At 70.5% G+C, this 16,871-nt stretch carries 14 protein-coding genes; 3 read left to right on the forward strand and 11 right to left on the reverse strand.

From position 1 onward, the window contains the following. Window positions 1–4: 4 nt before the first annotated feature. The 9 genes from H6693_10035 to H6693_10075 form a co-directional block, all read right to left on the reverse strand. On the reverse strand, window positions 5–592 hold the full coding sequence (locus H6693_10035) for a DUF937 domain-containing protein (protein MCB9516521.1): 588 nt from the start codon (window positions 590–592) through the stop codon (window positions 5–7). 127 nt (window positions 593–719) lie between these two features. Beyond that, complete coding sequence (locus tag H6693_10040; protein MCB9516522.1) at window positions 720–1,430, reverse strand: class I SAM-dependent methyltransferase; 711 nt, start codon at window positions 1,428–1,430, stop codon at window positions 720–722. A gap of 144 nt (window positions 1,431–1,574) precedes the next feature. Continuing rightward, a complete protein-coding gene (locus H6693_10045) occupies window positions 1,575–3,020 on the reverse strand; it encodes a glutamine synthetase (GenBank protein MCB9516523.1) in 1,446 nt (481 codons plus the stop codon). Window positions 3,021–3,261: 241 nt separating this feature from the next. Continuing rightward, on the reverse strand, window positions 3,262–4,110 hold the full coding sequence (gene mutM / locus H6693_10050; protein ID MCB9516524.1) for a bifunctional DNA-formamidopyrimidine glycosylase/DNA-(apurinic or apyrimidinic site) lyase: 849 nt from the start codon (window positions 4,108–4,110) through the stop codon (window positions 3,262–3,264). 5 nt (window positions 4,111–4,115) lie between these two features. Beyond that, window positions 4,116–5,375, reverse strand: a complete 1,260-nt coding sequence (locus tag H6693_10055) for an arginine deiminase (GenBank protein MCB9516525.1) — start codon at window positions 5,373–5,375, stop codon at window positions 4,116–4,118. Between the two features lie 67 nt (window positions 5,376–5,442). Beyond that, window positions 5,443–7,566 carry a T9SS type A sorting domain-containing protein gene (locus H6693_10060; protein ID MCB9516526.1) on the reverse strand — a complete coding sequence of 708 codons (2,124 nt, stop codon included), beginning with the start codon at window positions 7,564–7,566 and terminating at the stop codon, window positions 5,443–5,445. Window positions 7,567–7,602: 36 nt separating this feature from the next. Beyond that, window positions 7,603–9,243, reverse strand: a complete 1,641-nt coding sequence (locus H6693_10065) for a S8 family serine peptidase (protein MCB9516527.1) — start codon at window positions 9,241–9,243, stop codon at window positions 7,603–7,605. A gap of 36 nt (window positions 9,244–9,279) precedes the next feature. Next, window positions 9,280–9,999, reverse strand: coding sequence for a ubiquinone/menaquinone biosynthesis methyltransferase (locus tag H6693_10070; protein MCB9516528.1), 720 nt, complete (start codon window positions 9,997–9,999; stop codon window positions 9,280–9,282). 1 nt (window position 10,000) lies between these two features. Beyond that, complete coding sequence (locus H6693_10075; protein MCB9516529.1) at window positions 10,001–11,473, reverse strand: menaquinone biosynthesis decarboxylase; 1,473 nt, start codon at window positions 11,471–11,473, stop codon at window positions 10,001–10,003. 136 nt (window positions 11,474–11,609) lie between these two features. Here H6693_10075 and H6693_10080 point away from each other — a divergent pair, with 136 nt between their 5' ends. Then, window positions 11,610–12,923, forward strand: a complete 1,314-nt coding sequence (locus H6693_10080; protein ID MCB9516530.1) for a right-handed parallel beta-helix repeat-containing protein — start codon at window positions 11,610–11,612, stop codon at window positions 12,921–12,923. Window positions 12,924–12,991: 68 nt separating this feature from the next. Further along, complete coding sequence (locus H6693_10085) at window positions 12,992–13,663, forward strand: hypothetical protein (GenBank protein MCB9516531.1); 672 nt, start codon at window positions 12,992–12,994, stop codon at window positions 13,661–13,663. Here the strand turns inward: H6693_10085 and H6693_10090 are convergent. Continuing rightward, on the reverse strand, window positions 13,660–14,904 hold the full coding sequence (locus H6693_10090; protein MCB9516532.1) for an MFS transporter: 1,245 nt from the start codon (window positions 14,902–14,904) through the stop codon (window positions 13,660–13,662). The two genes, H6693_10085 and H6693_10090, sit on opposite strands and share 4 nt — an antisense overlap. A gap of 71 nt (window positions 14,905–14,975) precedes the next feature. Between H6693_10090 and H6693_10095 the strand changes: the two genes are divergently transcribed. Next, window positions 14,976–16,241, forward strand: coding sequence for a hypothetical protein (locus H6693_10095; GenBank protein MCB9516533.1), 1,266 nt, complete (start codon window positions 14,976–14,978; stop codon window positions 16,239–16,241). Here H6693_10095 and H6693_10100 read toward each other — a convergent pair. After that, the gene (locus H6693_10100) at window positions 16,238–16,765 is read right to left on the reverse strand and encodes a hypothetical protein (protein ID MCB9516534.1); all 528 of its coding nucleotides are present in this window, start codon (window positions 16,763–16,765) and stop codon (window positions 16,238–16,240) included. The genes H6693_10095 and H6693_10100 overlap by 4 nt on opposite strands. Between the last annotated feature and the right edge of the window lie 106 nt (window positions 16,766–16,871).

The following is a 16,871-nucleotide window of genomic DNA, read 5'->3' on the forward strand; positions in this document are numbered from 1 at the left end:
GCCGCTACCTGCCGAAGAGCTTGCCCAGGGCCTTGATGCCGTCGCCCAGGTCGACGTCGCCGTCGCCGTCGGCGTCCAGCAGCTTGCCCAGCATGCCCATCTGCTGGGGCGCGCGGCGCTCGATGGCCTGGCGCTCGTTGCTCAGCATGCCCGCGAGCGCGCCGGCGTCGAGACCGCTCTCGCGCTTGGCCTTGCCCAGCGCGCCCATCACCATCGGCGCGAGCATGGCGAGGAGCTTGCCCGCGGAGTCGGTGTCGAGGCCGCTGGCGTGGGCGACGCCCGTCTCCACCGCCGGCTGCTTGCCGCCGAGGACGTGCTTCAGGATGCCCTGGCCCGGCGAGGTGTCGCCGCCGCCGAAGAAGCCGCCGAGGTTGTCGAGGATGCCGCCGTCGTGGTCGCGCTCCAGCGCGCCGCTCAGCGCCGAGGCGCCCTTGCCGTCCTGGGCGTTGCGGGCGAGAGCGCCGAGCAGCAGCGGCAGCGCGGCGCCGATGGCGCCCTGGGTCGTCTTCTCGTCGGCGCCGATCTGCTGGCTGAGGTTCTTGAGGGGGCTGCCGCCGAGCTGCCCCATGAGCGAGTCGAGAATGCCTGCCATGACACTGTCCTTTCGTGGGGGTTCGTCTGCCGGAATGACACCGCGGCCGTCGGCCAGGTCACGCCGGGTCGCCCGAATTGTCGCGAAACTGGGAGCCCAACTCACGCGAAAACGCCGGGCGCGAGGATCAGACCCCGGCGCGGCGAAACACGACGATGTACTCGGTCCGGGCGAGGGACAGCCGCCCCCCGGTCACGGCCTCCAGCGCGCGGTCCCCGAGGCGCGCGAGCGGATCCAGCGGGCCGAGCTTGCGGCGGATGCGCCGCTGGAAGGCGGCCTCGTAGTAGTCCTCGTAGGCGTGTTCGAGACCGCGTTGGCGGGCCCAGCGCCGCAGGGCGCGGGGTCTGATGGACATCCGCATGAAGGTCTTGAAGGGACCCACGTCGTCCTTGCCCGCGTTCGGCCGTCCGCGGAACCTGCGGTAGACCCAGACGTGCAGCCCGTGCGGCGTGAACTTGGTGAAGAGGCCCTTCACCGACGCGGCGTTGGGGATCTTGAGGACGAGCAGGCCCTCCGGCGCCAGCGCGTCGGCCAGGTTGTCGAGGGCGGCCGTCGGCCGGTCCAGGTGCTCGAGGACGTCGATGCTGATGATCAGGTCGAAGCTGTCCGGCGCGAAGCGGTGGGCCATGAGGTCGCCCTCGATGGCCTCGTCGATGATGGTGTTCCGCTCGAGCTGCTTCGCGGAGATGTCGATGCCGACGATCTTGCCTTCGCCGCGCATGGCGGGCAGGTCGAACCAGCTTCCGCTGCCGCAGCCGGCCTCGAGCACGCGAAGGGCCGGGCGCGCGCCCAGCCGCTCCAGCACGAAGCGCTTCAGGGATGCTGCGGGATCGGGCACGGCCATCCTCCGGAACTGGCGGGAGCGACGACCATAGCGAGTTCGTCTCCGCCGGGCAAGATCCCCGGGTGTCGCCGGTCGCGCAGACAAAACCGGCGGCCCCTCGTGGGACCGCCGGCGTGATCGAGGCCGTTGCTGCGGCGCCTAGAAGCTGTTCCAGAGCATCTGGTTCGTCACCTCGTGGTGGAACATGATCTCCGCGCGCTTGATCCGATTGCCCAGCTCGCGCGGGCAGCGGTGGGCGCTCATCTCCTTGAGCTCGCAGTACTTCATGTGGCTCGCGTCGCCCAGCACTTCCTTGGCCCAGGCGCTGCGGCGGAACGCGCCCATGGCGTCGTAGATGTTCCCCGGCAACGTGCGCTTGCGGATCCGCTTGGGCTTGGGCGCGTGGGGATCCGGCTGGGGACCCTCCATGCCCGTGCGCAGCAGCGTGTAGATCAGCATGTAGGGGTTCACGTCGGGGCCGACCGAGCGCACCTCGATGCGCTGCCCGCCGCGCGTGGCCAGCGGGATGCGGATCATGGCGCTGCGGTCGGTGGGGCTGGCGGCGATCTCGTTGGGCGCCTCGAAGTTGGGATCGAGACGGCGATACGCGTTCACGCTCGCGTTCAGGATCAGGCAGATGTCCTCGGCGTTGTGGAGGACCCTCTGCATGAAGTCGTGTCCGGTCCTGGACATGTTGAGCTTCGCGCCCTCTTCCCAGAACAGGTTGTCGCCCTTCCGCGCCAGCGAGATGTTCGTGTGCATGCCGCTGCCGTTGATGCCGGTGATGGGCTTCGGCAGGAAGCTCGCCGTCATGCCCATGCCCTGGGCCACCTGCCGGCAGAGCAGCTTGTAGAGCTGGATGCGGTCGGCGGCGATGAGAGCCGGCGCGTACTTGAAGTTCATCTCGAACTGCGACGGACCCACCTCGGGGTGGTCCTTCTCGTTCTCGAAGCCCATGGCGCGCTGCACTTCGGCGGCGGTGTCGATGAACTGGCGCAGCGGATCCTGCGGCAGGCTGTGGAAGTAGCCGCCCGTGGAGATGAGATCGAACTCGCCGTGCTCGTAGTAGGCGCGCTCGGCGTCGCGGTTCTTGAAGAGGAAGCCCTCGATCTCGGCCGACACGTTGGCCACCGTGCCGTCCTTCCAGTAGAGCTCCTGGGTGAGCTGCAGCAGGCGGCCGCGGAAGTCCGCCTCGTAGGGCTGGCCGTCCTTGCCGAGGACGTGTCCGAAGACCAGCACCTTGCCGGGGCCGAAGACGTCCGCCGGCATCCAGTAGAAGGCGCGCCAGTCGATGCCCAGGCGCAGGTCGCTCTCGGCGATCTTGGTGAAGCCCCGGATCGAGCTGCCGTCGAAGGTGAGCTGGTCGGCCTTCAGCAGGAACTTCTTGTCGTAGTCCAGCATGTGGAGCCGGCCCTCGAGATCGGTGAAGGCGACGGTGACGGCCTTGATCCGCTTCTCGCCCTCGAGGTAGCGGCGCCGCTCGGCCTCGACCTCCTCCATCGGCGCCCAGCTCTCCTGGTGGGCCTTGGAGGCGAGGTTCAGCTCTTCGAGCTGGTCGTAGGGGATCTCGAGGAACTCGCGCAGATGGGGCTTCGTGCTTTCCATGCCTTGCTCTCTTGTTTTGGGGGCCGGGAGACGGGTCGCGTGGTCGTCGTCAGGCCAGGAGTCTAGCACCTAGCCATCGACGTGTTAAGCTAAAAAAGCTCCAATCTGTGTCAGTGGCCACCCTTTTGGGTGACGCGTTGCAGATTTCCACGCCGTCTAGCGTTATGCACTACAAGAGTAAGCGTTCCTGGAAATTGTAGGCCATCCTCGGGAGCGCGGGCGGGTGCCCGTTCGGAGCAGCTTACGGAGTGGGCGGCGGCGCGAGTCCCGGGGGCTGGCAGCGGGGACAGAAGTGGCTGCCGCGACCGGCGATCTGGGTCTTGACCAGTGGCGTTCCGCACGCCCGGCAGGGCTCGCCGGTCCGCCCGTAGACCCGGAGCTTGCGGCGGAAGTTGCCGGGGCGTCCGTCGAAGTCGACGAAGTCGAGGAAGGTGGTGCCGCCGTGGCGAATGCCCAGGCGCAGCACGCGGCGGCAGGCGTCGAAGAGGCGGCGGCGGGCGGTGGCGTCGAGGGCGCCGGCCGGCGTGGCGGGGTGGATCCCCGCGCGGAAGAGCGCCTCGTCGGCGTAGATGTTCCCCAGCCCCGCCGCCACGCCCTGGTCCAGGAGCAGGCCCTTGATCGGCGCGCGGCGGCCGTCGAGGCGGGGAGCCCATTCGCGGAAGCGCAGCGCCAGCCAGTCCGGGCCCACGTGGGGGATGGCCTTCCGGCCCGGCAGGCCGTCCAGCAGGTCGAAGCCGCCGAACTTGCGGATGTCCCGGTAGTAGACGCGCCGTCCGTCGAAGTCGAAGCGCAGGCGCAGGTGCTTGTCGGGACGGTAGGCGGGATCCGTGAAGAGCTGCCCGGTCATGCGCAGGTGCAGCATGAGCTGCCGCCGCGGCGGGCCGGCGGGGGCGTCCCCGAAGGTCAGGAAGAGGTACTTGCCGTGGCGATCCACGGCGAGCAGCGTGAGGCCGACGAGGGCGCGTCGAGCCGTGGCGGGCGAGGGGCGGAGGCTGCCGGCCCAGCGGGCCTGGATGGCCTCCAGGCGACGTCCCAGCAGACCCTCGCGCAGGCTGCGGGCGACGGACTCGACCTCGGGCAGTTCGGGCACGGCGTCTAGCCCAGCGGCGCGCGACGCAGGGGCAAGGTCATGCAGCGGCAGCCGCCGCCACCCCGGGCCAGCTCCGCCCCGCCGATGGTGACCACCGCCCGCCCCGCCTCCGGCAGCGCGGCCCGCCCGGCGAGCAGCTCGGCCGCCTCGATGACGGCGAAGCCGTGGCGATCCAGCTCCTCCACCGTGCGCTGGTTGCGCCCGTACATGAGCACCTGCCCCGGCGCCACGGCGAAAGCGTTGGCGCCGGAGTGCCACTGCTCGCGCTCCTGCACCCAGGCGTCGCCCGCGCCGCCGCAGAGCACGGGCTCGAGGTCGAGCCCCAGCCGCCGCAGCGTGTCCAGCAGGTTCGTCTCGCGGCGGATGCCCGTCACGCGCCCGCCCTCGATCCGCATGTGGACCGTCTGCAGCGGGTTCGGCCGCAGCAGGACCGGCTCGTAGACGAGGCAGGCATCCCGGTCCAGCAGCGTGAAGACCATGTCCAGGTGGATGAACGACTCGGGCTCACGCGGCAGCTCCTGGATGACGAGATCCCAGCGCTCGTGGCGGTCGTGGCAGGCCGACACGATGCAGTCCACCGCCTGCGGACTCGTGCGCGCGCCGAGGCCGACGATGAGCAGGTCCTCGCGCGCGACGAGGAGATCGCCGCCCTCCACGCTCACGTCGCCGCTGCGGTCCAGGCCCAGCGGCAGCTCCACCACGGGCGCACGGAAGCGGGGATGGTGACGCATCACCGTGGCCACGAGCAGCGCCTCGCGCTCGCGCACGGCGTTGGCCATGCGCGCGGAGACGAAGCGCTCGCCAAGGGCGGCGCCGGTGTCGCGCATGAAGAAGAGGTTGTGCAGCGGCTGCAGGGCGTAGCGCTCGTCGGTGAGGAAGCGCGTGAGCGTGTCCTGCGGCAGGACGACGCCCTCGATGAGCTGTCGCGCCAGCTCGGCCGGCTCGAGCGCCGCGAGGGCGGGGCGCAGGGTCGATTGCCCCTCGTTGCGGCAGATCGTCTCCACCAGGCCCTCGCTGACATTTGGGTCGGCGAGCACCTCGGCGAGCAGATCGCGGAGCTGGAAGCACTGCGCCACGCGCTCGAGCACGCCGCGCATCTCCGCGTAGTCGCGCAGCGCCGCGCGCCGGCTCAGGATGTCGCTGTACAGCGCCCGCGCTGCGTGGCGCGGCGCCATGTTCTCGATCTCGGGGCCGGGCTCGTGGAGGAGCACCGCCTCCAGGCGGCCCACCTCCGAGCGCAGGTCGAGGGCCAGGGGGGCGTCCATGGCGTGTCCTTGGGCTGGGGGTCGCCCGAAGCTACGCCAGACGAGGGCGCATCACAAGCCGCGAGCGCTACTTGAGGAGCACCAGCTTGCTCGTGGCGTCGAGACCGGCGCCGCCGACCTGCGCGAAGTAGACGCCGCTGGGCAGGGCGTGGCCCGAGTCGTCGCGGCCGTCCCAGACGACGCGCTGCTCGCCGGCCTCCCGCCAGCCCGTGGCGAGCCGCCGCAGGCGGCGGCCGGCCAGGTCGTAGACGGCCACGTCCACCGCGCCGGCGGCGGGCAGCGCGAAGCGCAGCGTGGTGCTGGGGTTGAAGGGGTTGGGCTGGGCCGTGAGCGGAGCGACGGGCGCCGGCGGCGCCTCCACGGCGGTGAGATCGCCGCAGTCGAGCGCTGCCGTGGCGAAGAGGTTCACGCCCACCGCGACCAGGCCCTCGTCATCCAGCAGCGCGACGCTGCGCATGTCGCCATCGCGCACCCGGCCCAGAGAGATGCCCGCCAGGGGATTGCTCACGTCGTAGACCTCGATGCCCTCGGGGCAGCTCACGTAGGCGTGCGCGCCGTGGACGGCCAGGTCGGTGGCGGTGACGTCGCCGAAGGTAGCCTTGTAGTCGGGATAGCCCTGCCCCGTCAGGTGGAAGGCGCGAATCCCCGCGGCGCCGTCGGCGATGTAGAGCGTCCCGGTCCCGAGGGCCATGCGCTCGCCGCAGTAGGCGGGGACGGTCCACAGCTCCACCGGCGTCTCCGGCGCGGAGATGTCGAAGACCTTCAGCTCGCAGCCGCTGGTGAGCAGGTAGACGAGATTGCCGTTGATGAGCACGTCCACCACGTCGAGGTCCTCGACCACGCTCAGGGGTTGCGGCGTGGCGGGAAGGACGACGGACAGCACGACCATGGACGCCGTCGTACCGATCACGAGCCGCTGCGCCGCGCGGTCCAGGGCCATCGAGGTGGTGTACCCGGCATGTCCAAGGACCGAGGTCACCACCGGGTTCTCCGGGTCGCTCACGTCGAACGTTCGCAGCAGCGTCTGGTCGATGTAGACGTGACCGTCCCCCACGGCGACGGCCTCGATCGTGAGACCGATCTCCGGCAGCTCGCGCACGTTCCGCGGATCGCTGACGTCGAACAGCACGGCCGGGTGCCCGGGATTCGCAGCCACGGCGATGCCCGCGTGTGCATCCACGTCCGCAGGGCCCGCGAAGAGGAGATCCACCTGGTCCAGCCAGTTGGGCGGGGTCGCGCCGGCGAGGTCGATGCAGCTGAGGGCCTGGCTTCCGGACGTGGAGCCGACATAGGCGCGGGGGCCGCTCGCGACCACGCCGGTGACCGCGCCGACCACGGTCAGGTAGTAGTCCAGACTCGGCGCGGCGGGATCGCTCAGATCGAGGCGCTCGTAGCCGCCGTTGTAGGCCACGTAGCCCAGCGCGCCGTCGCGATCGAGACGAGCGCCCAGCTCCGGCAGCTCCAGCGCGGCCAGTTCCACCGGCGCCGCGGGCTGCGTGATGTCCAGCGCGCGCACGCCCGGGTTCACCAGGACCAGGGCCACGTCTCCGGCCAGCGCGACGTCCTTGAGCACGTTGGGGTAGGAGTAGGTGACGCCGCCGACAATGCTGGGCGCGCCGGGGTCGCTCGCGTCCACGATCCGCAGGTCGCCGCCCTCGCGGAGGAGAACCCGGGCGCCGTCCGCCGCGACCTGGGTGCAGTTGCTGCCGGGCGTGGGCATCAGCGCCAGCGAGCTGAGGGAGCCATCGGTCTCGAGGCGAAGGATGTGCAGGCCGTTCGCGCCGGCGGCCACGTAGAGGAGGTCGCCCACCACGGCCAGATCGAGCGCGGAGCCCGGCTCGCTGTCGAGGAGCACGGGCGCCGACGGCGTCGAGACGTCGATCACGTCCACCGAGTTGTAATCCGCCACCACCGCGCGAGTCCCCACGAGCGCGACGGCCATGCCGTTGCCGCTGAGCGTCAGGGAGCTCAGGACGCTGGGGGCGTCGTCCGCCACGGAGAGGACGCGCAGCGCGTCGTTGTTGACGGTGTAGACCACCCCCGGCGCCGCGCAGAGCGCCAGCACGCCGCCGGCGGCGCCCTGGGTCCAGAGCACGTCGATGGCGCCGGCGTAGTCGTCACAGTCCCTGGCGCCGGCCGTCGCCGCGAAGCCCACGAGAATCCCAACCATCAGCAACCGCACTCCGTTCATGTCCGCCTCCCCAGGCTTCACGTTTGCAAGCTCGTTCTACTTGAGCAGCACGACGCGCTCGCTCCCCGCCAGACCGGCCTCCGTCTCCAGGCGCGCCAGGTAGACGCCGCTCGCGAGTCCCTCCGCCCGCCACGTGACCTGCTGCTCGCCGGCGGGGCGTGGCTCGTCGAGGAGCAGCGCCACCTGCCGGCCCTGCGCGTCGACGATCGTGAGCCGCGCGCGAGCGGCGGTCGGCAGTGCGAAGCGCAGCGTCGTGCTCGGGTTGAAGGGGTTGGGCCAGGCCGCCAGGGCGACGCGGGCCGCCGGCGCGCCATCCGCCGCCGTGGTGAGGCCGGCCAGCGCGGCCTCGGCATTCACCTTCACGCCGCAGGGCTGATCGTAGATCACGTGGTCGCCCGTGTCCTTGAGGTGCTGGTCCATGGCGTCGGCGTCCATCCAGGGCGCCACGCTCTTCACCAGGCCCACCACGCCGGCCACCAGCGGGCAGGCCATGGACGTGCCGTCGCTGTACATATAAGGGTTCACGCCGTCGTATCCAAAACTGAGGATGAAGAGCAGCTCGGTGAGGAAGTCCAGCTCGTAGTTGGTCATGATCGTGGACCAGATCTGCTCGCCGGGCGCGGCGACGTCCACCCAGGCGCCGTAGGTCGAAAAGCTCGCGCGCTGGTTCGCGCTGTTCGTGGCGGCGACGGAGATCACGCGGTCCAGCGCGGCCGGATACATCTGCGCGCTGGTGTTGTTGTTCCCCGCCGCGGCCACGCAGACGATGCCGGCGGCGCTGGCGTCGTCCACCAGGGCCTGCATGAAGCCGAAGTCGCTGAAGGTGCCGCCGAAGCTCATGGAGATCACGCTCGCGCCCTCGGTGATCGCGTAGTCGAAGGCCATGGTCACGGCGGCCACCGAGAAGGGGTTGCCGCCGCCCACCACCTTGAGCGCCATCAGGCGGCAGTCCCAGCCGGCGCCCGCCACGCCCACGGCGTTGTCCGTGGCCGCGGCCGCGATGCCCGCGCAGTGGCTGCCGTGGAAGCCCACGTCGATCCCGCCTTCGATGTAGGCCTCGGGGCGGGGGTCGTTGTCGTTTGCGCCGCAGTCCCAGCCGTAGCGGTCGTCGATCCAGCCGTTGCCGTCGTCGTCGATGCCGTTGCCGTAGATCTCGTCCGTGTTCTGCCACATGTTGGGCCCGAGGTCGGGGTGGCTCCAGTCGATGCCCGTGTCGATTATGGCGACAGGTGTCGTTTGGCTACCCTGCTCCAGGTCCCATGCCTGGGGCAGGTGGATGCCCGCCGTGGCGCTGGTGATGTGCCACTGCTGGGCGAGCATCGGGTCGTTCGGCAGCACGAGGAAGTGCAGCAGCCAGTCGGGCGACACGGCGCGGAAGGCGCCGGTGGCGGCGAGGGCGTCACGGGCGGCGAGGACGTCCAGGTCGGCGGGGCCGTCCAGACGCAGGTAATCCCGGGGCGAGGCGGGACCGCTCAGGCGCACAGCGCGGGTGAGACCGCGGGCGGCCAGGGTCGCCGAGAGCGCGGCGTCGCGGCAGGCCAGCGTGCCGTCGGCCTCGATCCGCAGCAGGTCCGGGTCGACGGGAATCGCGAGGAGGCGGCCGGGGGTGAAGTCGGCCGCGAGGGCCGGGAGAGAGAGGCTGGCGAGAAGTAGCAGCGCGAGGGGCAGGCGGCGCATGGTGACCTCCGGGGCTGGGCGTGCCCCCTTAGTCTATCACAACTTGACCCCGTGAAAGGCCGTGGCGATGCCCCCGCCGCACTCCCGCCGCCGGATCTCGCCGAGCCCCGCCGCCTCCAGCAGCGCCGTGAAGCGCTCGCGGCTGACGAAGTCGCCCACCGACGCGGGCAGATAGCGGTAGGCCTCCGGGCTGCCCGAGATCCAGCCGCCCACGCGCGGCAGCACGTGGTGGAAGTAGACGCGGAAGGCGCGCTCGATCGCGGCGCTTCGCGCGGGGAAGAACTCGAGCACCACCAGCTCGCCGCCGGGGCGGAGCACGCGGACCATCTCGGCGAGGCCGGCGTCGAGCCGCGCGAAGTTGCGCACGCCGAAGGCGGCCATCACGCCGTCCACCGCGCCGTCGCCGAGGGGGAGGGCGAGCGCGTCCGCGACGGCGTAGCCCAGGTAGCCGCGGCGGCCGGCGAGCTTGGCGGCGCCGGTCGCGCACATCGCGGCGACGAAGTCCGTGGACACGAGTTCGCCGTCCGGCCGCGCGGCCAGCCAGGCGGCGCCCAGATCGCCGGTGCCGGCGGCCACGTCGAGGACGCGACGCACGCCGGGGCCGAACATCCCCACGGCGCGACGGCGCCAGCGGCGGTCCTGTCCCGCGCTGAGCAGGTGGTTGAGGCGGTCGTAGCTGGGGCTGATGGCGGCGAACATCCGCTGCACGGCGTCGCGCTTGCCAGGTGCTTCTCCGGTGGGGATCGGCGCGGCCATGCTAGCCGCGCGGCTCGCCGGGCAGGCGGATGCCGAGCTTCGGCCACAGGGCGTCGACGCGGGCGCGGGTGGCCTCGTCCATGCTGAGCACCTCGGGCCACTCGCGCGCGAAGCCCTCCTCGGGCCACTTGCGCGTGGCGTCCAGCCCCAACTTGCCGCCGAGGCCGATCACGTCGGCGGCGTGGTCGAGCACGTCGGTGATGCCGTCGGCGAAGACCGCGTCGCGCTTGGGGTCGATGTTCGCCGTCACGCGCCAGACCACCTCGGGCAGGTTCTGCACGTCGACGTCCTCGTCCACCACGATCACGATCTTGCTGAAGGCGAGCTGGCCGGTGCCCCAGATGGCCTGCATCATCTTGCGCGCGTGGCCGGGGTAGCGCTTGCGGATCGAGATCAGCGCGATGTTGTGGAAGACGCCCTCGACCGGCAGGTGCATGTCCACGATCTCGGGGAACTGCGTCTTGATGAGGGGCAGGAAGAGCCGCTCCGTGGCCTTGCCCATGGGGCCGTCCTCCTGGGGCGGCGGGCCCACCACGATGCTGGGGTAGATGGCGTCGGCGCGCTGCGTGACGGCGGTGACGTGCAGGACCGGGTACATCTCGGCGAGGCTGTAGTAGCCGGTGTGGTCGCCGAAAGGGCCCTCGAGACGGCGCTCGCCGGGCTCCACGTAGCCCTCGATGACGAACTCGGCCTCGGCGGGCACGAGCAGGTCCACGGTCTTGGCCTTCACCAGCTCGATGGGCCGCCGGGCGAGGAAGCCGGCGAGCAGGCACTCGTCGATGCCTTCGGGCAGCGGCGCGCTGGCCGCGTAGATCATGGCCGGGTGCCCGCCGAAGACCACGGCGACGGGCACGCGTTCGCCGCGCGCCTCGGCCTCGCGGTGATGCTGCGCGCCGACCTTGTGCATCTGCCAGTGCATGCCGCAGGTGTTGCGGTCGAAGATCTGCACGCGGTACATGCCCACGTTGCGCGCGCCGGTGGCAGGATCCTTGGTGAAGATCTGCGTCTGCGTGAGGTAGTGGCCGCCGTCGCCGGGCCAGCAGAGCTGGGCGGGGATGTTCTCGAGGTTCACGTCGTCGCCCGTGAAGACGCGCTCCTGCGAGGCGCCGCGGCCCACGGTCTTGGGCAGGATGCGCGCCATGCCGGCCAGCGTCGGCAACATGGCCAGCTTGTCGCGGATGCTGCCGGGAGGCGCGAGATGGACCATCGCCTCGATGCGCGCGGCCGCCTCGGCGAGCGTCTCGCCGCCCAGGGCCCAGGCCATGCGCTGATCGGTGCCGAACAGATTGATCACCAGCGGCGTGTCGAAGCCCTCCACGCGCTCGAAGAGCAGGGCCGGGCCGCCCGCGCGCACCGTGCGCAGCGCGATCTCGGTGATCTCCAGGTCCCGGCTCACGGGTTCGCCGATGCGCAGCAGCTCGCCCTTGGATTCCAGGAACGCAATGTAGTCGCGAAGATTCTTGAACTCGGGCATGGGGGAAGAAGTAGCATGCCGGCTGCGGCGCGGCAAGAGCACGCGCGGGGCCGCTGGCGCGAGATCCGTCCAGCGGATATACTGGTGGATTCCAGGTCCTTGAGAGCGTGACGCCAAGCGGTGAGGAGGTGAGGCGATGAAGCGCGGGCCGATGACGGCGGGCACTGCCCTGCTGGTCGCGCTGCTGTGGGCCGGCCGCCTCGCCGCCGCGACGGTGCACGTTCCCGCGGACGTCCCGACCATCGCCGCCGGTCTGGACGTGGTCGAGCCTGGCGACACCGTCCTCGTGGCCGCGGGCACCTACCACGAGTACAACCTCGAGCTGCCGTCCCGCGTGACCCTGCTGGGGGCGTCCGGCATCGACGCCACCGTGATCGACGCCCAGGGCGACGGCCGCGTGCTGGCCGTGCGCTCGGCCGTGGCCGGCACGCGCATCGAAAACTTCACCCTCACGGGGGGACGGCTCTGGCGTCCCAGCGCCGACGCCGCCGGCCTCTGGGTGCAGAGCGGCTCCACGCTCACCGTCCGCGACTGCCGCATCGTGGGGAACAACGCCAGTGGCAGCACCGAGCTGGGCGCCATGGGCGCCGGCGTGGTGGACTCCTGGGTCACCTTCGAGCGCTGCAGCTTCGAGGAGAACGGCACGGGGGCCAGCAGCGACGGCTCCACCGCCGGCCTCGGCTGCTGGCACTCGATCGTCTCGCTCACCGACTGCGAGTTCGTGGGCAATCGCGGCTTCCAGAGCCCGGCGGGCGGTCTACTTTGCCGCGACGGCTCCGCCGTGGTCGCCCGCGGCTGCCTCTTCCGGGACAACTGGGCCACCCGGCACGGCGCGATCGCCGTGGAGGAGTCGGACCTCGAGCTGAGGGACTGCGTCCTCGACGGCAACGCGGCCACCTACGAAGGCGGGGGCATCTACACCCACGGCGCCGAGCTCGCCATCGACAACTGCCTGATCGCCGGCGGCCACTACGCCGACTTCGGGGGCGGGCTGCTCCTCGAGAGCAGCAGCGTGACGATCACCGGCTCCACCATCACCCGCAACCGCACCGACGACGGCGCCTGGCCCGGCGTGCCGGGCGGCGGGCTGCGCTGTCTGGGCTCCACCGTCTCGGTGTCCATGTCGGTGATCTGGGGCAACTGCACCGACCTCGGCGTGGGCAACGACGCCCAGGTGGTCAGCGGCAGCCTGAGCTTCAGCTGCTGCGTGGTGAATCCGGACACCGTCGCCGGCGCCGCCAGCTTCCTTGACGGCTGCATCGCCCAGGACCCAGATTTCTGCGGGCCGGCCGGCTGCGGCCAGGGCGGAGGCGACTACCGGGTGGACGGCGCGTCCGTCTGCCTGCCCGCGCTGAACGACTGCGGCGCACGCCTCGGCGCCTTCGGCCGCGGCTGCGGCGAGACGGGCGTCGAGCGCAGTTCGTGGAGCGCCGTGAAGTCGCGCTACTGACCGCGGCGCTGGCACGCCGCTTGGACAGGGGACAAAGCGCCCCTCAACTCGCATCGCGGGAGGAAGTCATGCGGACGTTTCGGACACTAACGGTCTTCACCGTGCTGCTCTTCTGCACGACGGCGCCCTCGGCGGCCGCGGAGTTCTCCACCGGCGTGGAGCTGGGGCACGACCTCGGCCTCGGCGGCGCGCTGAACCTGGAGGCCATCGACTTCGCGCAGGGGCTGCCCTTCAGCCTGCGGATGAGCCTGGGCTACTGGCGTCTCGATCCCGGCGACGCCCTGGCCGCGCGGCACGCCTTCATCAACGACAACGAGAACGGCACCCCCCAGTCCACGGGGCGGAACGTCGCCTGGCGGATGGACCTGCTGCGCGAACTGAACTGGGGGCCGCTGGCCGGATCGCGGGCCTTCGTGGGGCCGCGCTATGCGTCGTTCAAGGGGACCTTCGATTTCGTGGGGGGCAACGAGAAGTTCGACGTCACCAGCAGCCACTGGGGCTGGGGCGCCGGCCTCGAGCGGCGCTGGGCCATGGGCCCGCGCTGGGGCTTCTCCATGGGCGGCGGCGCGGACTACTACCTGGCCAGTGCGATCTCCGGCCACGACACGTCCTACAGCCCCGACGGCGAGAACGTGGAGCCGCGCGACGGCTATGACTACGACGCCGCCGACGAGGCCGTCAACCAGCCCAAGCTGGAGTGGCGGCTGAGCCTGGGCTTCGACCTGCGGCTGGGGGGCTAGAGCCGCCTGAGGCTCGGCACGGCGAAGCCCACCAGCCCGCAGCACATGCCGAAGAAGCCCCAGGTGCCGAAGAGGATGTGGGTGGGCAGGACGTCCAGCAGCAGGCCGGTGACGCCGCTGGCCAGGGCCGTCATTCCCACCACGGCCATCCCCACGAAGGCGAAGGCGCGCCCCTGCAGCGCCGGCGCCACCACCTCCTGCACGATGCTCACGCGGTAGACCGTGATCCACGGGATGAACAGCGCGTGGAAGAGGATCAGCGGCACCAGCCAGCGGAAGGGCGGGCCCAGGAGCATGGGGACGTAGGTGAGGCCGTCGAAGGCCATGCCCACGAGCCAGAGCTTGCCCATCCCTGCGCGGGGCCGCCAGCGCAGGAGCGCCAGCGAGCCGAGGATCATCCCCGCGGCCAGCACCGACTCGATCGCCCCCAGATAGCCGGCCGGCAGGCCGAGGTCGATGCCCACGTAGGCCGGCATGGCCACGATGGCCGGCCCCATGATGAAGAAGTTGTTCACCGCGGTGAGCAGCAGCAGCCAGCGCAGTTCACGGCGTTTCCAGGCCAGGGCGAAGCCGGCCTTGAGTTCGTCCCAGGCGAGCCGACCCGCCCCCGGGGGCGGGCCGCCCGTCTCGCCGGCCTCGAGCAGCGTCTCGGGGCCCGCGGGCTCGAGCAGCGCGGACGTGGGGCCGCGCATTCCCAGCAGCAGGGCCCAGCTGACGAGGAAGATCAGGGCCGGGCCCGCGAAGGCCCAGCTGACGCCCAGCCAGGGGACGAGCAGCGGATAGACCAGCGGTCCCAGCAGCCAGGCGAACTGGTCCGAGACCTGCACCAGCGCATTCGCGCCCACGCGGTCGCCGCGGCCCACGAGCTGGGGGACGAGGGCGTCGCGGGCGGGCGTGAAGAGGCTGGTGGCCAGCGCGAGCCCTAAGGCCGCCGCGGCGCCGGCGCCGAGGCCGCGATAGCCGGCGAGGAAGACCAAGGGCACGGCCCACATCAGCGCGCTGCGCGCGAGGCTCGCGCCGAGCATGACGCGCCGCCTGTCCAGACGGTCCACCAGCACGCCGGCCAACGCGCCGAAGAGGAGGATGGGCAGGTACTCCAGCATGGCCACGAGGCCCATGGCGCGCTTGGAGCCCGTGAGCTCCTTGGCGAACCAGATCAGCGCCAGGTGAAAGCTGGCGTCGCCGAGCCGGCTGGCGAACTGGCCGGCGGCGAGCAGCAGCAGGTTGCGGTCACGAAACACGTTGCCCGGCCTTGCCCACGCCCCTAGACTGGCAGCGCGCCGGTGGGTCCGGCGGAAAGCGATGGCGGATGATGGCCCTCAGGCTCAAGGACAACAAGACCCTCCTCTTTCTCATCCTGCTCGCCTTCAGCTTCCTGCTCTTCGGGCGCATCCTCAACAACCAGTTCTGGACGGCGGCCGAGTACGAGTACCTGGCCCAGAGCCTGTCCAGCGACAGCCTGGACGAGTTCGGGCTCGGCACGCAGCACCCGCACCCCATCGTCGGCGTCTTCCACCGCGTCGAGTACCTGTTCTTCGGGGACAAGCCCGCGGGCTACTACCTGCTGAACATCTTCATCCACGCGCTCAACGCGTTCCTGCTCTACCTGCTGATCACGATGATCCTGCACGACTTCGGGATCGCCTTCCTCAGCGCCAGCCTCTTCGCCTTCGCGGTGGGCAACTACGGCAAGGAGGTCATGTACGCCGCCGGGGTGAGCGGCATCCTCATGCATGCGGTGTTCATCCTGACGGTGATGTTCTACGTGATCAACGAGACCCGGGGCAAGGGCCGGCTGCTGTCGTGGTGGTTCCTGGGGACGGTGTTCTTCTTCACGCTGTCGATCGTCAACCGCTTCGCCTTTCTCAGCGGGATCGGCGTGCTGCTGGCCTACAACGTGTTCTTCCGCAAGGAGCGGCAGGATCGCGGCGTCCTGGACGGCCCCCTGCTCACGCTGCTCATCTTCGGCGGGGTGCTCACGGGCTTCCAGTGGGACAGCTTCCGCAGCGTCACCGAGTCCTACCCCGAGGGCTGGGGGGCGGGCTTCTTCGCGCTCAACTTCCTGCGCAACATCCCCGGCTACCTGGTGCACATGGTCTATCCCATCCACTACACGGAGCTGGTGGTGGAGGGGTCGCCGCTGGCCACGATCTACGCCTGGAGTGGCTGGATCCGCCCCGTGCTGGCGACGATCATCTTCAGCTACATGGCCTACGGCTTCGTGTTCGGCAACAAGACCCTGCGCTTCTTCATCGCCTGGGTGGTGCTGACGATCCTGCCCTTCTGCTTCTTCTACCTGCCGGGCGACTGGATCAACACGAAGTACCTCTACCTGGCCTCGGCGGGCTTCTGCCTGATCCTGGCCACGGGCACGATGAAGATGGTGCGCGTGCTCGTCGGCCGCGGCTGGCGCCGGCTGGTGCCGCTGGCGATCCCCGTGTGGTTCATCCTGCTGTCGGGCTTCCTCGTGATGCGCCTCGACCACTCCTACGAGGAACGGGCCCGGCTGCCGGAAACCCAGCAGCTCAAGGCCCGTTTTCTCGAACTCAAGCGCGAAAGCCTGAACGCGGATCGCTAGTAGAGCGCCTTCACGCCCGACAGGGTGTGCGCCTCCGTCGCGACGGGGCACATCACGAAGGGCAGGTCGCCGCCGATCCAGTGCGGCGGGTCGCCCCACTCGTCCCCGTACTGCTTCCAGTGCAAGTTGTAGGGCCCGCACTCGGTGTTCGGGTTGATGAAGACGGTGACGTAGAAGGTGCCGCCGGTGCCGTCGACGATCTCGCCGTAGCCGCCGTCGCCGTCGATGAAGTGCGCGTACTCGTCGTAGTCGCCCGAGGTGCTGAAGTCGAAGCTCCAGCCGGCGCCGCCGTCGTCGTAGGTGCCGTCGAGCACGTTGAAGGTCTCGGGAAAGCGGAAGCGCACCTCGGTGGTCCACTCGGCGTCGGGGCTGCCGTTGTAGACGTAGAACTCGAAGGTCACCGTGTCGCCCGGATCGGCGGAGCTGGGGCCGACGAGGGTGACGTAGCTCCCGTTCATGTCCTGGGCCAGGGCGGGTGCCGCCAGCAGCGTGAAGGCCGCGAGCGCGAGCAGCAGTCGTTTCATGGGTCCTCCCAGTTCAATCCGGTAGTCAATCAAAGTGGTCAGAGTCGGCGCAGATCGTGGAAGGCCGTGAGGGTTGGGATCGAGGGGGCTCCCGGTGCCACGATAT

The organism is Candidatus Latescibacterota bacterium, assembly GCA_020633725.1.
Lineage (GTDB): Bacteria > Krumholzibacteriota > Krumholzibacteriia > JACNKJ01 > JACNKJ01 > VGXI01.